General features: G+C 40.9%; 16 protein-coding genes. 8 read left to right on the forward strand and 8 right to left on the reverse strand.

Annotation, left to right across the window (positions count from 1 at the left end):
- Positions 1 to 35: 35 nt before the first annotated feature.
- On the forward strand, positions 36 to 398 hold the full coding sequence (folB, locus tag AC2SLO_RS07325) for a dihydroneopterin aldolase (RefSeq protein WP_486541001.1): 363 nt from the start codon (positions 36 to 38) through the stop codon (positions 396 to 398).
- Positions 399 to 450: 52 nt separating this feature from the next.
- On the forward strand, positions 451 to 1,068 hold the full coding sequence (locus AC2SLO_RS07330) for a hypothetical protein (protein ID WP_486541003.1): 618 nt from the start codon (positions 451 to 453) through the stop codon (positions 1,066 to 1,068).
- An 80-nt stretch (positions 1,069 to 1,148) separates the two neighbouring features.
- Here the strand turns inward: AC2SLO_RS07330 and cysE are convergent, their stop codons facing one another.
- The 7 genes from cysE to dnaE form a co-directional block, all read right to left on the reverse strand.
- Positions 1,149 to 2,051 carry a serine O-acetyltransferase gene (cysE, locus tag AC2SLO_RS07335; protein WP_486541005.1) on the reverse strand — a complete coding sequence of 301 codons (903 nt, stop codon included), beginning with the start codon at positions 2,049 to 2,051 and terminating at the stop codon, positions 1,149 to 1,151.
- 61 nt (positions 2,052 to 2,112) lie between these two features.
- A complete protein-coding gene (locus AC2SLO_RS07340; protein ID WP_486541007.1) occupies positions 2,113 to 3,048 on the reverse strand; it encodes an RNA methyltransferase in 936 nt (311 codons plus the stop codon).
- 51 nt (positions 3,049 to 3,099) lie between these two features.
- Positions 3,100 to 3,462 (reverse strand): Hpt domain-containing protein, encoded by a 363-nt coding sequence (locus AC2SLO_RS07345; protein ID WP_486541009.1) that lies wholly within the window; start codon positions 3,460 to 3,462, stop codon positions 3,100 to 3,102.
- 484 nt (positions 3,463 to 3,946) lie between these two features.
- Complete coding sequence (locus AC2SLO_RS07350) at positions 3,947 to 5,833, reverse strand: amidohydrolase (RefSeq protein WP_486541011.1); 1,887 nt, start codon at positions 5,831 to 5,833, stop codon at positions 3,947 to 3,949.
- A gap of 387 nt (positions 5,834 to 6,220) precedes the next feature.
- Complete coding sequence (locus AC2SLO_RS07355) at positions 6,221 to 6,445, reverse strand: DUF1427 family protein (protein ID WP_486541013.1); 225 nt, start codon at positions 6,443 to 6,445, stop codon at positions 6,221 to 6,223.
- Between the two features lie 140 nt (positions 6,446 to 6,585).
- On the reverse strand, positions 6,586 to 7,290 hold the full coding sequence (locus AC2SLO_RS07360; protein WP_486541015.1) for a hydrolase: 705 nt from the start codon (positions 7,288 to 7,290) through the stop codon (positions 6,586 to 6,588).
- Between the two features lie 884 nt (positions 7,291 to 8,174).
- Positions 8,175 to 11,813, reverse strand: a complete 3,639-nt coding sequence (gene dnaE / locus AC2SLO_RS07365; RefSeq protein WP_486541017.1) for a DNA polymerase III subunit alpha — start codon at positions 11,811 to 11,813, stop codon at positions 8,175 to 8,177.
- Positions 11,814 to 12,033: 220 nt separating this feature from the next.
- Between dnaE and AC2SLO_RS07370 the strand changes: the two genes are divergently transcribed.
- The 6 genes from AC2SLO_RS07370 (at position 12,034) to AC2SLO_RS07395 (ending at position 19,586) form a co-directional block, all read left to right on the forward strand.
- Positions 12,034 to 13,176, forward strand: coding sequence for a M14 family metallopeptidase (locus tag AC2SLO_RS07370; RefSeq protein WP_486541019.1), 1,143 nt, complete (start codon positions 12,034 to 12,036; stop codon positions 13,174 to 13,176).
- A gap of 330 nt (positions 13,177 to 13,506) precedes the next feature.
- Entirely contained in the window at positions 13,507 to 13,938 is a 432-nt protein-coding gene (locus tag AC2SLO_RS07375; RefSeq protein WP_495637100.1) for a DUF454 family protein, read from the forward strand.
- Positions 13,939 to 14,225: 287 nt separating this feature from the next.
- Complete coding sequence (locus tag AC2SLO_RS07380; RefSeq protein WP_486541021.1) at positions 14,226 to 16,685, forward strand: TonB-dependent hemoglobin/transferrin/lactoferrin family receptor; 2,460 nt, start codon at positions 14,226 to 14,228, stop codon at positions 16,683 to 16,685.
- Between the two features lie 135 nt (positions 16,686 to 16,820).
- Entirely contained in the window at positions 16,821 to 17,384 is a 564-nt protein-coding gene (locus AC2SLO_RS07385) for a biliverdin-producing heme oxygenase (RefSeq protein WP_486541023.1), read from the forward strand.
- Between the two features lie 234 nt (positions 17,385 to 17,618).
- Complete coding sequence (gene umuD, locus AC2SLO_RS07390; RefSeq protein ID WP_486541025.1) at positions 17,619 to 18,077, forward strand: translesion error-prone DNA polymerase V autoproteolytic subunit; 459 nt, start codon at positions 17,619 to 17,621, stop codon at positions 18,075 to 18,077.
- 213 nt (positions 18,078 to 18,290) lie between these two features.
- Positions 18,291 to 19,586: a Y-family DNA polymerase gene (locus tag AC2SLO_RS07395; protein ID WP_486541027.1), complete on the forward strand. Its 1,296-nt coding sequence runs from the start codon at positions 18,291 to 18,293 to the stop codon at positions 19,584 to 19,586.
- A 19-nt stretch (positions 19,587 to 19,605) separates the two neighbouring features.
- On the opposite strand, the gene AC2SLO_RS07400 is transcribed toward AC2SLO_RS07395, so the two are convergent.
- Positions 19,606 to 20,238, reverse strand: coding sequence for a class I SAM-dependent methyltransferase (locus AC2SLO_RS07400; RefSeq protein WP_486541029.1), 633 nt, complete (start codon positions 20,236 to 20,238; stop codon positions 19,606 to 19,608).
- Positions 20,239 to 21,085 lie beyond the last annotated feature (847 nt).

A 21,085-nucleotide genomic window follows, 5' to 3' on the forward strand; every position in this document is an offset into this window, starting at 1 on the left:
AATCGCTATCCACTCTTTTGATAAAGTGAGATGACATGAGTAAAGCAGATAAAGTAAAAATCATAGGGTTAAAGGTTGATGCTATCATTGGTGTTTTTGATTGGGAACGTGCAATCACTCAGCCTTTAGTCATTGATGTGACAATGACAACCGATATCAGTGAAGCGGCCAATACCGATGATCTCACTCATGCTATTAATTATAAAGAAGTGTGTGATGACATTACTGCTTGGTGCCAAGACACCAAAGCGTTATTGATTGAACGACTGGCTGAATTGATTGCGACAAATATTTTAGAGAAATATAACACCACTGAGGTTGAAGTAACGGTGGCTAAGCCAACAGCCATTGAGCAGGCAGATGCAGTAGCGGTTCATATTGTGCGCACGGCCAATTAGTCGTCATTGCGTGAGCTGAGAGTAAAGATAGGGCAGAAGAGGAATAGGGAACATGAACCATCAGCAGCCAGCCAGCCAAAAAAATAGCCTAAGCATAAGTAATCAGTCTAATAACGCCCATCTAGATAATTCAAATATCCTAACCGCTATTAAATCTATCAAAAAGCTATGTACTCTAAAAACAGGGCGTCATATACAGGGCTATTTGGTAGCATTGGGTAGTAATCAGAATGCCTCAGCGCATTTAGCACAGGCTAGAGAAGCATTGGCTGATTTATGCTCACAGACGATATGGTCAACCGAGTTCATAAACCCTGATTATACAGCGACGCCTGATAATCCTAAGCCGGATTATACCAATCAATGCGGCTATCTAGTGTTTGATGCCTCTGATGTGACTGCAAATCTAGGTGAGGTCATCAAAACGACTAAGGTTATTGAGAAGAATATTCAGCATGACTTTTATGCAGCACAAAAGCTGATTAAGCAAGATGTGGTTGATGTGATTGACAATATCAAAGAGCCTAAAAACCGTCAGGTAATTATCGATATTGATGTACTTGGCATTAAGAATGAACAATCAGAACTGATTGCTATTGCGGAGCGCTACCCATTCAAAAAGCATGAATGGGTAGGGATAAATGAGTTGATAGAATTAAACTATTTATGAGCCGATGATCTATGGCTTTATAATTGTGCCGTTCGCTTTAATAAGGTTTTTGATAAGATCCTGCTTTTAACAATGCTTAATTAGTTATTAATAACGTCTTCTAATTCATCGGCGCTGATTTTATGGCAGTCTTTTGGCTTAAAGCTAGGATCAAGTTTGCAGATAGCGTCCTGTAACTCGCTGATACGGGTTTCCGATTGCTGGATATGGTTTAGTACCTTGGTAAAGGCTTCAGCAACGGGGTCTTCTGAATTAGGATTAAGGCCGTAAGCACTAAAGTCTAAGCGCTCAGACAAGCGTTTTTCATATTGGTCTCGGTTATGTTTACGCTCTTTTTCTACCAAAGCGTCATCTGGGCAAGATAAACACTCCTCATCAGACTGTTTATTATTGGCGTTTTGCTTCTCAGCCTCTACTAGGCTTTGTTCTTGAGCCTCGTTTGAGACAGGGGCAATCATACGTGCCGCACTACCGACCATAGTGGCTTCTTCAGGCACTTCTTTGACCACTACTGCATTCGAGCCGATTTTCGCGTTTTTGCCAACTGTAAATGGACCGAGTACCTTAGCACCGGCACCCACAATCACGCCGTCCTCTAACGTCGGATGACGTTTGCCTTGACCTAGCGATACACCACCTAACGTGACGCCATGATATAGCGTGACATCATCTCCAATTTTAGCCGTTTCTCCAATCACCACACCCATACCGTGATCAATAAAAAAGCGACGGCCAATTTGAGCCGCGGGGTGTATCTCAATACCCGTCACCATACGTGAACCATAAGATAAGGCGCGCGCACAAAACTTATAATCTTTTTGCCATAGATAATGTGCGCCGCGATGCATAATAAGCGCATGGATACCTGGATAGGTCAAAAGTACCTCTACGCTATTGCGCGCTGCAGGGTCGCGGCTAAATACGGCAGAGATATCTTCTTGTAATGATGATTTGGCTTTACGAATGGCTTTAATGATTCTCATAGCGATATCTTATGGTTAGGTATTGGGATATAACAAGCAAAAGCTTAGATAACCTTTAATTCTAGAGTCTAAGTGCCACTTTGGCAATAATAGCATTTAATAATTCATATTCTTTTTGGTCTAATTGCAGTCGTGAAAGCAGTCTTGATAATCTGCTAGGCAAGTCTCTAAGCGCTTGAGTATCTGTGCTTTCAACCAAATTTAGCGTATGCATGAGTTCAATAATGCGAGATTGTAGGCTTAGCTTTTGTTGTTGGTTGATCGCTGGCGTGTCCCAAAGCTGTCTTAGCATAATATCAATAACCGGCTGGTTTTGATATGACTGACCGACCTCAACGTTTTCAATACTCTCAGAACCATCAGCAATAATTTGCTGTTCATGCTGCAAAAACCGGCTATAAAAGAAACTAGAAATCACCTGTACCGCTGAGGCCACATTTAATACAGGATAGTTAGGATTGGCATCAATTTGAATATGATAGTCTGCTAACGCCAGCTCATCATTGGTAAGGCCTCGGTCTTCACGTCCGAACAATACAGCCACTTTTGTATGGCCTGTGCTATCAGTCTTAGTGGCATCAATTAGACTGTGACGTTGCAAAATCAGCTGAGCAGCTTGATCTGGTGTCACCACAGGACGCGGAATGTGGCGCTGGCGACTACTGGCGGCAAATACCAATTGGCAATCTGCAATGGCTTGTTCAAGTGTCTCTACGACCTGACAATCATCTAATACACCTTTTGCACCGGCAGCATGGGAGATACTAGTATCATCAATAGGATGCTTAGGGTTAACCACGAACAAGTCAGTTAAGCCCATGGTGAGCATGGCTCTGGCTGCTGACCCAATATTTGCTGGCAAAGTGGTATTGACCATGACAATCCGAATGTTTGTAAGCCAATCGTCCAATAAAGGGGCGTCATCATCTGCTTGGTTAGAGTGATTCTGATGGTTAGAGGAATTATTAATCGTTAGTGATTTATTCGGAGCAGTCATAGAGTCTCAACAGTTATAAAACAAAAAAGGTAGCTGGTTATAGATTGATGATTAGGTATTCAAGCGGTGATAAATTTCTGTATTAGAGCCGTCTATTTCATCTTTGATGAGAGTCAGTAACTTATCTAATTTTTGTGAGTGCTGCTGATGAAGAGCGTCTTCAATCTGTTGGCACAGCGCAGTCAATCTATGTAGTCCCAAATTTAAACTGGCACCCTTTAAAGTGTGTGCAATATCTAACGCAGTATGTATTTGCTTATCAGCGATTGCTTGGGTCAATTGTTGAAAGTAATGCGCGCTATTATGCAGATATTCATTAAGTAATGGAGCAAAGTCCTCAGCAAGTAGCGTCTTCATCTCATAAAAGACGTTATCATCTATATGCTTGCTAAGAGTAGGAGGCCGGCCGGTCATAAGTGATAGTTTCCAGATGAGTTTTGATTGCGGCTGTATATTAAGTAAGCTACTCAATTGAGGAGCTGTTGCCGAAGTTGGCGTACAATAAAGATATCATTATGTTGTTAGTAAAAATTGCCGTAAGCAAGTTTAATGAAAAATGATTGTAAAATCTATGCCCAAGCGTTCTAGAGCGGCTGATGTTACCTAAGGGACACAATAGAGGCTAATCACATAAGAGGTTTATAAATAACAGACAAAAAAGGATGGTGTTCTAAATAGTATGCTGGCGCTAAAAGTCAATAGGAAGTTTAGGCTAAGTTCCCTGATTCTATATGGTTTTCAAAGCTTCAAAATTGTTTAAATTTTAATCAGCATACTTTTTGACACACCATCAAAAAAAGAAGCCCGCTAGATTTAGCGGGCTTCTTTTTATTACTAAGCTTTATAAGCTGTGGTTTAATTAGCTTCACTTTAACGCATAAAGCCAAAGACTAGCAGTTTATACCGCCCAGCAAGAACAACCGAACGCGCCGAAGAAATCTTTCATGTTTGATACAGGGGCATTAGATTTCCAAGCTTTAGCATGATTGTGACCATGTAAAGCGCACGCACTTGAACAACCACAAGAAGCGGCCATAGCAGCACCTTGAGGAGCAAGAGAGTTTTTACCAGCACCTTCTGGGTCACCCCAAGCAGCATAACCGCCATATTGATTAACTGGCGACCAGTCTGGCATTGCTGGGGGTATTGGAGAGTCATAGTCAGAAAACTCACCAGCGCCGAATACAGGCTTACCACCAACAACGGTTAGATCAGAGGTTAAGTAAGGAATCTCATTTTCTGGCACTTTGAAAAAGTCTTTATTCGGTACGATAAAGTCAGCTAAATGACCTTCTTCGATACGGCCACGTTTGCCTTCCTCGTTTGTAAACCAGGCAACTTTCTCAGTCCACATACGTAGAGCTGTCTCGCGGTCTAATAGGTTGTCTTGATCATAAAGCTGCATGCCGCCAACAGTTTGACCACTGATTAGCCATGATAGAGATACCCATGGGTTATAAGAGGCAACACGTGTCGCGTCCGTACCGGCAGATACTTTTACACCGCTATCAAGCATTTGCTTAATAGGTGGGGTGTTAGAAGCGGCTGCAGTACCATAACGCTCAGCGAAGTACTCACCTTGGTAAGCCATACGATGCTGAACTGCAATACCACCGCCTAATGCTGCGATACGATCGATGTTTCTTTGAGAAATAGTCTCAGCATGGTCAAAGAACCAGTTTAAACCTTCGAATGGAATCTCTTCGTTTACTTTTTCATAAACATTTAGCGCACGCTCAATGGTTTCATCATATGTTGCGTGTAGACGCCATGGCCATTTGTTCTGAGCCAAGATACGGATAACTTCTTCAAGGTCTTCTTCCATATTTGCTGGCATTTCAGGACGTGGCTGACGGAAGTCTTCAAAGTCGGCTGCTGAATAAACAAGCATCTCGCCTGCGCCGTTGTGACGGAAGTAGTCATCACCTTGTTTATAGGTAACAGAAGAGGTCCAGTTTAAGAAGTCTTCTTTCTCTTCGTTTGGCTTTTGGGTAAATAAGTTATAAGCCATACGAACCGTTAACTGATCTTCTTCATGAAGCTTTTGTACGACTTCATAATCGTCTGGGAAGTTTTGAGAACCACCACCTGCGTCAATAATACCAGTCACACCTAAGCGGTTAAGTTCACGCATAAAGTGACGGGTAGAGTTGAGCTGATAATCAAATGGAAGTTTTGGGCCTTTAGCAAGCGTTGCATAAAGGATACTTGCGTTTGGTTTTGCTAGTAGTAAACCTGTTGGATTACCGTTAGCATCACGCTGAATCTCACCACCTGGTGGTTCTGGTGTATCTTTTGTATAGCCTACTGAACGTAGTGCAGCTGCGTTTAGTAACGCACGGTCATATAAATGTAGAATGAATACTGGAGTATCTGGGGCAACTGCATTGATTTCGTCAAGTGTGGGTAGACGTTTTTCAGCAAACTGGTTTTCAGTGAAACCACCAACAACGCGAACCCACTGAGGAGCCGGCGTGTTATCTACTTGCTGTTTTAGCATCGCCATAGCATCTGCTAATGTACGAACGCCGTCCCAACGTAGTTCCATATTGTAGTTTAGACCACCACGGATAACGTGAGTATGGTTATCAAAAAGACCCGGCAGTACACTGCGGCCTTTTAGGTTGATTGATTTGGTATTGCTTCCCGCAAGGTCAAGTACTTCTGAATCAGTACCGACTTTAGTAAAGCGGCCATCCTTGATAGCAACTGCGGTAGCTGTAGGGTTAGCGGTATCGAGTGTTGTTATATTACCGTTATAATAAATAATGTCAGGAGAAGTCATAATACTGTCCTATTAAAATGAATACCAATTAGATTGGGATAAAAAATTGCCTATGGATTAACTTTTTTATTTATAGATTTATCGTCATCGGGGCAAATACTTATCCTTATTATTTAGGTATTACCCGAATAAATCGTATATAAAATATTGTTGTCATACAAGAAGGAAGATTTAGATGTTACATAACACTGCCAAACACATACAAAGCTAAAATTAGCTGTAATGTCATGTTAAAGAGCGGCTTAGCGTTACGTTTAACAGTAATGACACAATATCATTAAAAAAGGTAAATATAGGTCGAACTTGAATCATGGCTTTAGAAAGCTACCCAATACAATTTATTTTTAACTAACAGGATAGTTTCTAACGTCTGTTTGACTCGGTTTATTAATGGTTATTATCAACATCAGATGAGGTTTGTGTGGTTTGTTGAGTCGTCGTAGCATTATTAAAAAAATGCTGTTTTGCAAACGGAATGGCCTGTTCACCAATAAGCATACCTAATAAGCCAACCAGCGCCCATGTTGGAGGAGCAGGTGAGCGGACGTTAACGAGGTTGTAAATAACGCCTACAACAATACCGACAATGAGTGAATAGATATAAATTTTCATAATTTATAATCTCTATGCTATTAAAACGTTAAAGGATTAACCAAGCAAAACTAAGTGTTATAAAATAACGTCACAGTTCAACTCGATTAATCCTTTTTTAACCTAATAAATAAGAGTAACTAGTCATTAGTTAAATCTTATTATTTTTTAGGTGCTGGGTTTGGGCCAATGGTGTTTTTCGCTGCAAAACGTGCAGGCGCTTTATGAACCATAGTGTAAGCATAGTCAACACCCATACCATAAGCACCAGAATGCTCACGTACGATGTCCATTACTGCATCATAAGTGGTCTTGTTAGCCCAGTCACGTTGCCATTCAAGAAGAACTTGCTGCCAAGTTACAGGAACAACGCCCACTTGAAGCATACGCTCCATTGCCCACTGATGCGCTTCAGCAGTAGTACCGCCTGATGCGTCAGCTACCATATAGATTTCGTAGTCAGTGTCTTGTAGGCAAGATAGAGCAAAAGATAGGTTACATACTTCAGTCCATAGGCCTGAAACAACAATCTTTTTACGACCATTTTTAGCATTTTCTGCTAAAGCATCACGAACGTTTTGATCGTCCCAAGAGTTCATTGAGCTACGCTCAAGAAGATCGTTGTCTGGGAAGACTTCTAATAGTTCTGGAAGCGTGTTACCAGAGAAGCTTGCAGTCTCAACGGTTGTAATAGTTGTTGGGATATTGAAAACTTTAGCTGCTTTAGCTAGACCAACAACGTTGTTTTTTAGAGTTTGACGGTCAATAGACTGTACGCCAAAAGCCATTTGTGGTTGCTGATCGATAAAGATAACTTGACAGTTGTCAGGAGTTAATAGTTCTAATAATGCGTTAGACTTAGTCATGGTCGTTATTCCTATTTTATTATTGGGATTATTAAACTTTTATAAAATTAATTAGTTATCATTTATAAAAGCGATAAAAAATGTATATAAGCAAACGTTACTACATTTAAATTAATTAGTTAAGCAAGCAGCTATTAAATAGGTTAGCTTAACTAAAATAAGAACTTAACACTATTTTGAGAATGACTCATGCAATAGCCTGTTAAGCTCTGTTGCGAGATAGTATATTATCGTAAATTAGGCGAATCAAGACTTATACAGGCGTTGTAACACAAAGTAAACCATGTTAATTTAAGAATATTAGCGATTTTTATTATTAAATTATTCATCTTCGAAAATTGTTATTAATACGATTAATTAAATAATAGTGACGTTTAATGTTTTATTATTTTACAATTTATCTAGATTGTGTTATTTAGAATTATTAAACAGTATAATGCTGAAACTATGATGGCAATTAGTATTATAAAATCGCCTCATAGAATATTTCGACCAAATAAATAACGAGAATTGTTTAGTAATTCTATTCACCTTTAATCATTTAACTAATTTATATTTTGCTTCCATATACCTCTAAACAAGTATAAATACTGAGATTTTTTCAATTATTAGCCACTTGAGCCTGCTAACTTGTTAATATTAGAACAACAAAACTTAGGGTTGCAGAGATATAAATAACGCTAAAAATTGGCATACAAACGAGTAAAGAGAGTAGAAGGTAGTAGAATTCCTCTAAATATTGGATAAGCGTGGCCTATAAAGGGTTATTATCTAAAAAAAGCGTAAAAAAAGCTTAAGCACTGAGTCAATGCTTAAGCAGGATATGGTTTAAGTAAGAGATTGGAGCCGATAGTAGCTGTTTTAGTCTTATCTTTGCTGTATAGCTAAGAGTAATGGAAGTATAAGTTCTCATCAGGAACAATATTGCTTAGCTGCATTAAGTTGTCATCAGTAGGATACAAACGCCAGTCATCATTTAATGCAACATTTGCAATAGCAAACTCTGTATAGACATTTAACGCAATGGGTATACAGCCATCGTTCTGATAAGTAGAGGCGGCGGTCGGTGCTAGCATATTACCTGACTCATCATAGGCCACGCTATCATTATAGTAGGCATCTGTTGAGCCTTTTGCATCCATATCCTCTTCAAACGCAGGCGCAGATAGATTGGGTATGCTATCTAGCTGAGCCGGCTTAAGTAGCGGCTGTAGGGAGTCGAGCAGCTGTATATCTTGGCTATGAATCTTAATACTGACTTTCTTCACCCAACGCTGGCGGCATTCAAGGAGTGTATACGCATTATCTAATCGAGCAAACAAGCGCCCATCACGGTCACGAATACCCCCTTTGATAACAATCACTTCGTCAACTTTAAGCTTGTCTTTGATTCGGTTAAAGCGCTCAGCATAGCAGCTGACCTCTAAACGGGCAGTACCGTCATCTAGGGTAATCACACAGCGGTTACCGAAGTTAGCGATATCCATAATCAAGCCAGCAAACATAGTGTTGCCGTTATAGCCGGTGTCTGATAAATTATCCAAACGCGCATTGGAGGTATAAACCGCGACCTCTTTACGATACTGATCAATAGGGTGACCGGTTAGATAAAGCCCTAAGGTGTCCTTTTCGGCTTTAAGACGGTGTTTGTCTCCCCAAATCAGATTGCTTCCAGTCGGTAGAGGCGGTGCAGTAGTGGCATTATCGACTTCACTAAACAAATCCATCATGCCCATTTCATTATTCTGGCGCTCTTGCTCAGCAGCCTGCACAGCACTTGGTAGCTGTACCATTAGCGCACCGCGAATCTGATGACGCTGATCGGCGTCTAAATCAGGACGTAGCGTAATAGCAAAATCGTCAAAACAGCCAGATTTAATTAATGCCTCTAACGTACGCTTATTGACCTTTTTGATATCGACGCGGCGGCAAAAGTCATATAAATCGGTAAACTTACCGCCGCTACTGCGGGCTTGTACGATAGATTCAACCGCACCTTCACCAACGCCTTTAATTGCGCCTAGGCCATAAATAATATTGGTCGGACTATCAGCTACAAAATGCCATTCACTGCGGTTTACTGAAGGATTATCAACTGTTAAATCAAAGTTCTCACGGCAATCATTAATGAAGAACACCACGTTGTCGGTGTTGTTCATATCCGAGGTCAGAACCGCTGCCATAAACTCAGCAGGGTAGTAATATTTTAAATAGGCGGTTTGATAAGCGAGTACGCCATAAGCTGCCGAGTGCGATTTGTTAAACCCGTAACCGGCGAACTTCTCCATCAAGTCAAATACACCGCCGGATATCACGGGGTCGATGCCTTGATTTGTGGCACCGGTTACAAAGATATCGCGCTGTTTGGCCATCTCTTCCGGCTTTTTCTTACCCATTGCACGGCGTAGCATATCAGCACCGCCTAAGCTGTAGCCTGCCATGACCTGCGAGATTTGCATTACCTGTTCTTGGTAGACAATAACGCCGTTGGTATTCTCTAAAATAGGCTCTAAGTTCGGATGATCGTAGACCACTTCCTCACGGCCATGTTTGCGGTCAATGTACATCTCTACCATGCCAGCATCTAATGGGCCGGGACGATATAACGCACACATAGCAATAACGTCTTCAATATTGGTGGGCTGAAGCTTAGCAAGGTACTTTTTCATACCCGAGCTTTCTAACTGGAATACCGCTGTGGTCTTAGCATCCTGCAACAATTTATAGGCGTTTTTATCATCAAGCGGCAAATCTTCAAGCTCTAAAGCTGGCTTGTTTTCGCGGGCACGTCGTTCATTGATGTTCTTCACTGCCGCATTAATAACAGTCAAGTTACGTAGGCCTAAGAAGTCAAACTTAACCAGACCAACGGCCTCAACATCGTCTTTATCGTATTGACTGACACGGTGACCTTCTTCATCACAATAAATGGCACTAAAATCGGTGATTTTGTTAGGTGCAATGAGTACACCACCAGCATGTTTACCGACATTACGGGTGATACCCTCAAGCTTAATCGCCATCTCCCAAATCTCATTGGCATCTTCATAATCCATATTATCTGGATTAGACAGTAAGTCTTTGAGTTGTGGCTCTTCTAATACCGCATCTTGTAATGAAATACCCGGTGTCTTTGGAATAAGCTTCGATATCTTATCCGCTAGACCGTATGACTTACTTTGCACGCGTGCCACGTCACGCACCACCGCTTTTGCAGCCATGGTACCAAAGGTAATAATCTGCGATACCGCTTCACGGCCATATTGACTGGCCACATATTCAATCACGCGGTCACGGCCTTCAATACAGAAGTCGATATCAAAATCGGGCATGGACACACGTTCAGGGTTTAAAAAGCGCTCAAACAGTAAGTCGTAATGCAGCGGGTCTAAATCGGTAATGTTTAACGCATAAGCCACAAGCGAGCCGGCACCCGAACCACGACCTGGGCCTACTGGCACGCCATTGGCCTTGGCCCAGCGGATAAAGTCCATAACGATTAAGAAGTAGCCGGGGAATCCCATCTCCAAGATGATATTTAGCTCATGGTTTAAGCGCTCGTCATAAGGCTTACGAATCTCTGGCCAAGTGTCATCGCGCTCCTCAACAGGATAAAGCTTATCTAGACGCGCATCCAAGCCGCGCTCCGACTCTCCGCGGAAGAAGGTTTCAATTGTCTCGCCTTTAGGTATGGGGAATTCTGGCAATACATTAATACCCAAAGTCAGGGTCACATTACAGCGCTGTGCAAGGCTAATGGTGTTAGCAATAACTTGCGGAATATCAGCAAACAAAGTTTCCATCTGCTGCTGTGTTTTCAAGTATTGCTGGTTTGAATAATTGCGCGGGCGATTAGGGTCCGCTAATACATAAGAGGTAGCAATACACACACGCGCTTCGTGAGCATCAAAATCTTCTTCATTTAAAAAACGCACATCATTATGGGCAACAATTGGAATGCCATGCTTGCCACCAATAGTAATGGCTTGATAAATAAAGGCATCTTCGCCAGGGCGATTGGTACGCTTAATGGCAAAGTATAAACGGTCGCCAAATGTGTCTTGATAGTCAGTAATCAGCTGATCCGCACGTTCTGGGTTAGAACCTGTTAAAGCTTGACCGACATCGGATTTTTCGGTGAATAAAACAATCACGCCCTCGCTATTTGCTAACAGATGCTCTTTGCTAACAATGGGCGTGCCTCTATTTTCAGGGTTCATTCGACCTTCGGTAAAGCCTAATGAGACAATACGGGTAATACTCTGATAACCCTCATTATTCATCGCCAGCAGCGTTAAGCGTGTGTTCTCATCATCCAGAATAATCTCAGCGCCAATAATAGGCTTGATACCGGCATCTAGGCAGGCACGGTAAAACTTAACGGTGGCATACAAATTGGATAAATCTGTCAGTGCCAGCGCCATCTGTCCGTCAGCGGCGGCAGCCTTGACCATAGGTTTGATACGGATAATAGAATCCGTAATAGAAAATTCGCTGTGAATACCAAGATGTACAAACGCCATAAACGACCTGATTAACTAATTAAGATAGAGATGAGACTGTGGAGCTACGCTGTGTAGAGTATAGCGCTAGAAAGATGCGGATTATTTGTATTAAACAAGCCAAAAAGTAAGAGGGTAACTATAGCATTTTTAGCCATATTGAGCCATAGTCAAGCGAGGTGTTACACTTTATGATGTTACCCCATATGTATAAAAAATAATTTAAATTTATTAAGGAAATATGATGCATATCACCGCTAATTTTGATGCTGGTAATATCGAAGTTATCAGTTTAGAAGATAAAAAAGACATTCAGTTAAAAATCAGTCCCGACTTTGGCGATGAGTTTTTTCAGTGGTTTAACTTTCGACTGACTGGTGATGTTGGCGAGCAATATGTGCTTAATATTTTGAATGCTGGTGAGTCCTCGTATGTAGAAGGTTGGGAGGATTATCAAGCGGTTGCTTCCTACGACCGTGATTATTGGTTCCGTCTGCCCACCACTTATCAAGGTGGCAAGCTTAGCATCGAGGTTGAGCTTGATTATGACTCTATTCAGATTGCCTACTTTGCGCCGTATAGCTATGAGCGTCATCAAGATTTGTTGGCCGCCGTTCAAACTCATCCATTGGTGACCTTAGAGCACTTGGGTGAGACGCTTGATAAACGTGATTTGACCTTGGTAAAAGTCAGCGATGACAGTACTGAAAATCAAGAAAATAAACGTAATATTTGGATAATTGCTCGCCAGCATCCGGGTGAGACCATGGCAGAGTGGCTGATAGAGGGTCTGCTATATAGCTTATTAGACAGTGACAATACCACTGCCAAATTATTGTTAGAGAAAGCCAACTTCTATATTGTGCCCAATATGAATCCAGATGGCAGCGTGCGCGGACATCTACGTACCAATGCCGTCGGTGCTAACTTAAACCGTGAATGGCAAGATCCGAGTCTAGAGAGAAGCCCTGAGGTGTATCATGTCATTAATAAAATGGAGAAGACAGGTGTCGATCTGTTTTATGATGTGCACGGTGATGAGGCGCTGCCTTATGTGTTCTTAGCTGGCTCGCAAGGCACGCCAAGTTACGATAGCCGACTGGCACAACTGCGTGAGAAGTTCTCTGATGTATTGAAACTGGCCAGCGCTGACTTTCAGACTGAATACGGTTATGAGATTGATGCACCCGGTGAGGCCAATATGACGGTAGCCACTAACTGGGTGGCTGAGCGCTTTGACTGTCTGGCCAATACGTTAGAGATGCCATTTAAAGACAATGCTAATGCGCCTAATGCAGAGACAGGCTGGTCGCCGGAGCGTTCAATGAAATTGGGTGAGGCATCATTAGTGGCGATGCTTGCTATGGTAGATGAGCTGCGCTAGTTTATTAGCTTGAGTCATTCATAAAATATTAAAGCCCTCTAAGCTTAGATTGGAGGGCTTTTTCGTTGCAATAAATCAAATAAGCCATGATGATTGTGCTCAACATTTATTATTATTAACGAGTAATCAGATTTGAAGATAAAGGAGCTACTATGACACACCAAGACTTTAAAATCGGGGAATCTAAATTTTTGCTTGCTAGTAATAATGATTATCATTTATAATTTAATGCTAAGTCTCTATTTATCTATGCTTTAGTTAGATAACTAGGAACTTGGTGAATAACTGCTATCTACCGCATGATTATCGAGCTGCTTTTTTATGGACAATATGCATTCCTCTTCCAAGCAACCGACGTTACAAAAAGAAGTAGCCCACAATCAAATACACCATAACCGTGTGGTTCGCCTAATCTTCATGTTTCTAGGCTCTGTTTTTTTTCTATTAGGTCTAATCGGAATTGTTCTTCCAGTGCTACCTACCACTCCCTTTATCTTACTTACTGCTGCCTGTTGGGCCAAAGGATCCGTCAAGTTTAATCACTGGCTTCTTAATCATAAGGTATTTGGCAAAATAGTACTTAACTGGCAGCAGCATCGCGCTATTCCCCGCCGTGCAAAATATCTGGCTTGGTCGATGATGGCTGTTTCTTGCGGAATGTTGTTTTACCGATTATCTGATAATTGGTATTGGCTGGCTTGGCTAACGACTCTTGTTTGTCTCACCGTTGCTGTTTGGATGTCCCGATTACCGGATGCATAATCCTTAGCTACTTTCAACGAATACTTGCTTTTATAGACTTAGAGGTATTTATCTAAAATATTCGAGGAGCAAATATTTTTATTAGATGAGAATGATTATTATTTACAATGTATTATAAATGTCATATTATATTCTGAAGTTATCAGCAATGTTAACAGTTGATACGTTTATTTTATTTAAGGGCAGTTTTTATTTAAGGGCAGTATTAATCAGCACAAAATGGTGCTCAATTTTCTTACAGGACGTTTAAAATGCGCGTAACCTTAATTAAGGAGCAGTCACCTCACATGTCTGCTATTACAAAATCTAGAACCTTATTAAGTATTGCTATTAGTCTTTGTATGTATCAATCAGCAATGGCTGATACGCTTAACCAAGAGCCTGAGCAAGAGGTAGATACCCCTGTTGCTAGCTTGGAAGCCATTGACGTTTATGCCAATGAACAGCCATCCATAACAGTCGCAGACAATATAAAAACCACAAAAACAATAGCAGATAATCTAATCGATAGTCATGAGGACTTGGTGCGTTATAACCCAGATATTAGTGTGGCTGATGCCGGCAGATATGGGAATAATGGCTTTGCTATCAGAGGGGTGGATGGCAATAGAGTGGCCTTGAACTTAGATGGTGTCAGCTTACCGGACAAGCAGGTCAATGAGATATTTTCAGCCTATGGCTATATGTTTGAAGGTCGATTGTCTCCTGATGTAGAGATTTTGTCCGAGGTAGGATTTGAGGTCGGGTCTGACTCTTTCAACTCAGGCAGCGGTGCAATGGGTGGGGCGGTAAATTTCAAGACAAAAGATCCTAATGACTTAATAAAGCCTAACGAGCAAATAGGCGGCTATGTCAAAACGGGCTACAGCAGCAGCAATGAAGAGTTTAGTAAAGCTATAGGTCTTGCGGGAAAAAATGACAAAATTGAGGCCTTGATTAACTATGTTCATCGTAGAGGCCATGAAACAAAAAATCATCGGATGATAGATTTTGAAAAAAAGAAGCTTAATCCTGCATACGACTTTCTAAATGATCCAGACTATGCCTATCCATCCACCGGCTATAAAGACAATAGAGCAGCGATACTACCTGATCCCTTGACTTATGAGACAGAGGCGGCGTTAGCGAAACTGTATATCAATTTGAATGAAGAGAATAGGTTGGGCTTTCATGTCACAAAGCAAAAAACAGATACGCTGTCTAATAACTTTTCAAGAAAGCTCTATTCACCAAGAATCGGTAAAGACAACGTCGATTTAGAAAGTTATGGCATCAGTCATAGATACCTTACTTCTGCTAGTCAATTAATCGACCAAATAGATACCAATCTAACCTATCAGAAGGTTGAAGCCGCGGCAAATACAGAAACCTATAGCCAAGAGTGGGGGACGGATAATTACTTAATAGACGGTTTAAAGCATCGTCCTCAAAAGGATAGGACTTTACAGCTAAGTATCGCGGCGAGCAGCTTTCCTGTACAAACTGAAAAGTTCGGTACGCATACATTTTCAGCAAATACAAAGTATGCAAAAAAAGATCACAAGCTTATATTAGAGGAATCATTTATTCCTTCTTCGGGTGTAGCCGAATCTTGGTACGATTTCCTTGGTCCATCGGTTAAACAAGATGTATTCAATATCGCTATTCAGGACAAGATTAATCTTACCGATAAGCTAGATACAGTACTTGGCATTCGGTATGACAATTATAACTATCAGCCCTATATGGACGAGATTAATAAAAAAGGGCTTGAAAAATCAAGCAAATATTATCCTGTGCGTATTGCCTACGAAAACGGTGAATTTGATCACAATAAAAAAATGGATAACGTGGGCGGAATGTTCTCCGTTAATTACGAACTAACCCCTGACTTGCAAGCGCAGTATCAAGTGTCGACAGGTTTTATGGCGCCTGCGACGAGCCAAATGTACTCCGCATTTGAGATGATGGGAAACAATTTAACGCCTAATGTTCATCTAAAGCCTGAGAAGTCACTTAACCACGAATTAAGTTTGGCAGGTGATTTTAAAGACTTTAGTTTTAAAGCCACTGGTTTTTATACGAAATATAGCGACTTTATTAGCTTATTAAATTATCAAGAAGAACAAGAAAGATGCTACGAAGATTCTTGGACTGGTGAGCCCATATGTTCCCCGCACACAATCAATCTGATTGGCGCTAAAAATATCGGTGATGCAAAGACGTATGGTATACGTTTGGGCGGCACGTGGGATGTTGGACAAATGGTGGATGCACAAGGCGATATCAAGCTATTTGCTCATTTAAATTATGCCAAAGATAAAAGTGATAAAGGAACCAACCTACTGGCTACTCAGCCGTTGAATGCGACGTTAGGGATAGGCTATGAATCTTCTGAAAAAGATTGGCAATTATCAGGAAACCTAAGGTATTTAGGCAGAAAGCATGCTAACGATGCAAAGGTTGTTAATTTAGAATCCAATGGCTTTAATTCACCTGCTAAGGGGTATATAGCACCTTACGAACATATTGATAAGTCCAAATCAGCATACGTCTATGATGTCTATGGCAGTAAAAAAATAGGCTCACACTTAAAACTGTCAGCAGGGATATTTAACGTATTTGATACCAAATATGTTCCGTGGGACAGCCTACGCTCATTGGCAGAATTAAACGTCAATTCTATGGTAGATGATAAAGGCGTTGGTATTGAGAGATTCACAGCACCAGGTAGGAATTATAAGGTGGGTCTAACGTACGAGTTTTAGCGAATAAGCCTTAATCAGTACAGTCTTGTGCAAGGCAGGATAACTTTGCACACGGCATCATAACATTCAAGAACACTCATATCCAAAAACAACAACACGCTTTTAATATAAGCGATATATATAAGAGGACCTATTATGAACTTACCGCTTAGTGATGCATTAAAAAGGCATTCCCGTCAAACACATGATAGTGTAGATGCGCTCGTTTTATCTATGCATCCGTTTGCATCTGTTGAGAATTATAGTAGATTTTTGCAGGCACAAAATGTCTTTCACGAGGTTCTAAAGCCTATTTATGACGACCTTGATTGGAACGATAAAATCGAAGGTCTGAGTCATCTGTCACGCTTAGATCAAGTCGCTAAGGACATGCAAGACCTTAACGTTAGTCCGGTTTCAATAGCTGAGGAGCAGCCAGATCCTAATGGTTTTGAGGCTATTGGCTGGCTTTATTGTGCTGAAGGCTCAAATTTGGGTGCAGCAATTTTGTATAAAGAAGCACAAAATCTTAATCTAAGTGAGTGTTATGGAGCAAGGCATTTGGCTGCGCATGAAGAGGGTCGAATGAGACATTGGCGCAAATTTAAAGAGCAGCTAGATGGTTTAGAGTTGACATCAGAACAGCGTCAGCAAGCGTTACAAGGGTCTGAAGATGCATTCGCATTTTTCAAACGAGTAATCCATCAAGTATATGCCTGATGATATTAGGCCAGTTTAGGTGTAACTATCCCCTAAAATAACACAGCTTAAACGTAGAACTTCTTTTAAAATACCCATAAGGAGGGAAATGCCCCCAAATTGAAAACACCACTTTAGTGGAACCAAGCTGCCAAATAGTATTTTGAGTATAAACTATTAGTGATTATTATTAATGTAATAGATGTGACCTGATACTATATATTCTTTACACTCCAATTAATAAGCCAAAACACCATGACCACCAAAATACTAGGCAAACTACACCCGTCAAGATACAGCCCGTTGCCATACTTTATCGAAAAGGTACCGGCAGGCTTTCCTTCGCCTGCATCGGGCTATATAGAAGCCAGCATTGACCTTAACGAGCTATGTATCAGTCATCCCAATGCCACCTTCTTGGTTCGCGCTGGCGGGTTATCTATGATAGATGCTGGTATTTATCCAGAAGATTTACTCGTTGTCGACCGAAGCCTTGAGGCGCAGCATTGTGACATCATTGTTTGTGCTGTTAACGGTGAGTTTACGGTCAAAGAGCTGTGTCTTGAGCCAGAGCCTAAGTTGGTGGCTTATAACGATGACTTTGATGATATTCCTTTAAGTGATGACATTGAGTTTGAAGTATTCGGTGTGGTCAAAAACATCATCCGCGAAGTGAAGCGTGGCCGTGGTCAACAGCGACGTTTTGACTTCTAAACTAAATATCTGACCCTCATTATCTATCAATCACAGCCTTTCATCTTATCTTTTTAAGTGTTAAGCGACAATCCTCGTCGCAAATCATTTGTTAGATCTACTCATTCCTTACTCAATTCTGCTATCTTAGTGATGTATCTATTTGGTGAGAGGCTTATTCTACAAAAGCTCTTTATTCATTATCCTTAGTATCAATTAGATTGAAACTAGCCTATGTATGCTCTGATTGATTGCAATAGCTTTTACGCTTCCTGCGAAAAGCTGTTTAGACCTGACCTTAAAAACAAACCTGTTGTTGTTTTATCTAACAATGACGGCTGCGTGGTGGCGCGCTCACCAGAAGCTAAAGCCTTAGGCATTAAAATGGCCGTGCCTTATTATCAAGTCAAAGACTTTTGTACTCAACATGACGTTGCAGTGTTTAGCTCAAATTATGCGCTGTATGCAGATATGTCACACCGAGTGATGAGCACCTTGGAGTCGCTGTGTCCTACGGTTGAGGTGTATTCGATTGATGAAGCCTTTTTATATTTGGCAGATTATCCAGTGGCTATGCAAGATTTAGATGCCTATGCCAAAAAGATTAAGCAAATCGTTGAGATGTATACAGGTATTTCGGTTGGTGTGGGAATTGGAGAAACAAAGACACTAGCGAAGTTAGCTAACTATGCTGCTAAGAAATACCCCGCTACTAGAGGAATATGTGTATTAACCAATTCAAGATGGATTAGGCGACTGATGCAGATTACAGATGTCGGTGAGGTATGGGGCGTAGGCAGGCGTTATAAAAACAGACTCAAAGCAATGGGGGTTGAGACCGTATACCAACTGGCAATTTGTGAGCCTAAAAAAATACGTCAGCACTTTGGCGTGGTATTAGAGCGAACATGCCTAGAGCTAAACGGACAACCTTGTCTCGATATTGCAACCATTGAGCCCAAAAAGCAAATCATCTCATCCCGATCTTTCTCAACACGTATCACGTCGCAAAATGATTTGGCAGAAGCAGTATGCGCACATGCCGCACGTGCTGCTAATAAACTGCGTCAGCAAAACAGCGTATGTCGCTTTATGACTGTATTTGCTAAAAACAGTGCATTTAATAAAAACGAGAAATACACACCCATATCAGGTCAATATCAGTTTGAAACACCAACTGCGGATACTAGAGATCTAGTTACAGCAGCTAGAGCAGTAATGGCAAAGATTTACAAAGACAACATTCGTTATGCAAAAGCAGGGGTTATGCTGTCAGGCATTTGTCAGTATGATGAGGTGCAGCTGGATTTATTTAGTGCAGGCGTTGATGCTGAAGCTTATAATAAAAAACAGGCACTTATGGCGGTGATGGATGAGCTAAATAGCAAGTACCAAGCAGACCGGCATCAGCAAAGCGCTCTGTTTATAGCCAGTGAGGGGATAAAGGAGGCACAGGGGTGGCAGATGAGTCGTGAGTTATTAAGCCCTTGTTATACAACCAGAGTGAGTGATGTGATTGTGGCGAAATAAGGTGGTCAATTGAATTGACCTAAGCCTTTTTCGTCATCATCACATTAAACCATTCATCATCTCGATTCTCTCTTAGATCAGAGGTAATCCAGCAATCATACTCAATCGTACAAACAACATAAAGCTGATGCAGCACCTCTAACAATCGCTCTTCATTCATATCACAGAAAAAGCGCTCTCCGTCCATTCTCTCACCCGTGCAATGCTTAAAAGAGGCGTACATAATGCCCTCGAATTTTAAGGTTTTGATTAAATCCATCATCAGGTAAGGCAGTGATTTAAAAGGAACATGCAATAAAGAGGCGCAAGCCCAGATCCCCGTGTACTTATCTTCCCAACCTTGGACTTTAATCTCATCAAACAGGACGTTTAGCCACTTAACCTCACTGAGCTTATAGTTTTTCTTATTAATCTTAATCATCTCTGAGCTACCATCGATAGCGGTAACATTCATCGCATATCTATTGGAGATCCAAAAAGCATCTCGACCAGAGCCACAGCCCACATCTAAGACATGATGAGGAATACCGAGATGAAATGGCAACTGGTAAACAAACTGATCACACAAATCATTAGTTCGGAGATTTTTCGTTTGCTCTCTATAAGTTTTAGCGTTTTGGTTATAGTAGTTTAGAGTCTCTGTGGTTTTCATATTTATCTACCTGCATATTAAACCCCCAACATGTCAAGGTGAGACTCTACTATATTTTGATTTAATGAGCCTTGGTGTAGCAGCATACGATATTGAATATTAAAGCATAAGCTATGAAGCAACATAAGACAAGATATCGCAAAATTCGAGGCATCAACCGCCGCAAACGCCACTCTAAGTGGGTAAGCTTATGGAAGAAACATGACGATTATAAAAAGGAGGTAGCATAATACCTTCACTAGTCATAATAAATGAAGAGATTTCAGTGTCCCTTTATAAGTTTGCGTTTTACGATATTAGAAAGATAGTACACTTATGATATGTTGATAGCGTTTAGTCATCGTATTTAACAAAAGCCATGGAGTTTATTCGTATTAAGTTAATCTTATTTATTTTCGTGCTAGGTTATTCAGTAATATCTGCTCGTTTCTGGTCAAACAGGTACCTGCGCTATCTATTACCGAGTTTTTTACTGCTATTCGTTATGATTGTGGGTGATTTTCAACGTCAACATATCAACATCACTAGTTTGCTTGGATTTACAGGACTTTATGTCTTGTTCCTCTATATAAATTATGGAATATATAAAGAATGTTTTAAGAAGTAACAGGCCTGCTTTGTATGAATGCGAAATGTATTAAGAGTAGATAAGACAGTGAAGCAGTACTGTCTCTAATACAGACCTTCGCGACCCTTCTCAAATTTTAAAAGATAATTGATAAACCATGACCGACATAACGCGTGTATCAACCTTTCAAAACGACATCATCAAAGAGATGGTGGCTAAGGGCAGGATTGGCTACGGATAAAATGGTGTCAAAAATATCACAAAAATCACAGCTGTCGA

The sequence above is a fragment of the Psychrobacter sp. CX14 genome, from assembly GCF_057396205.2.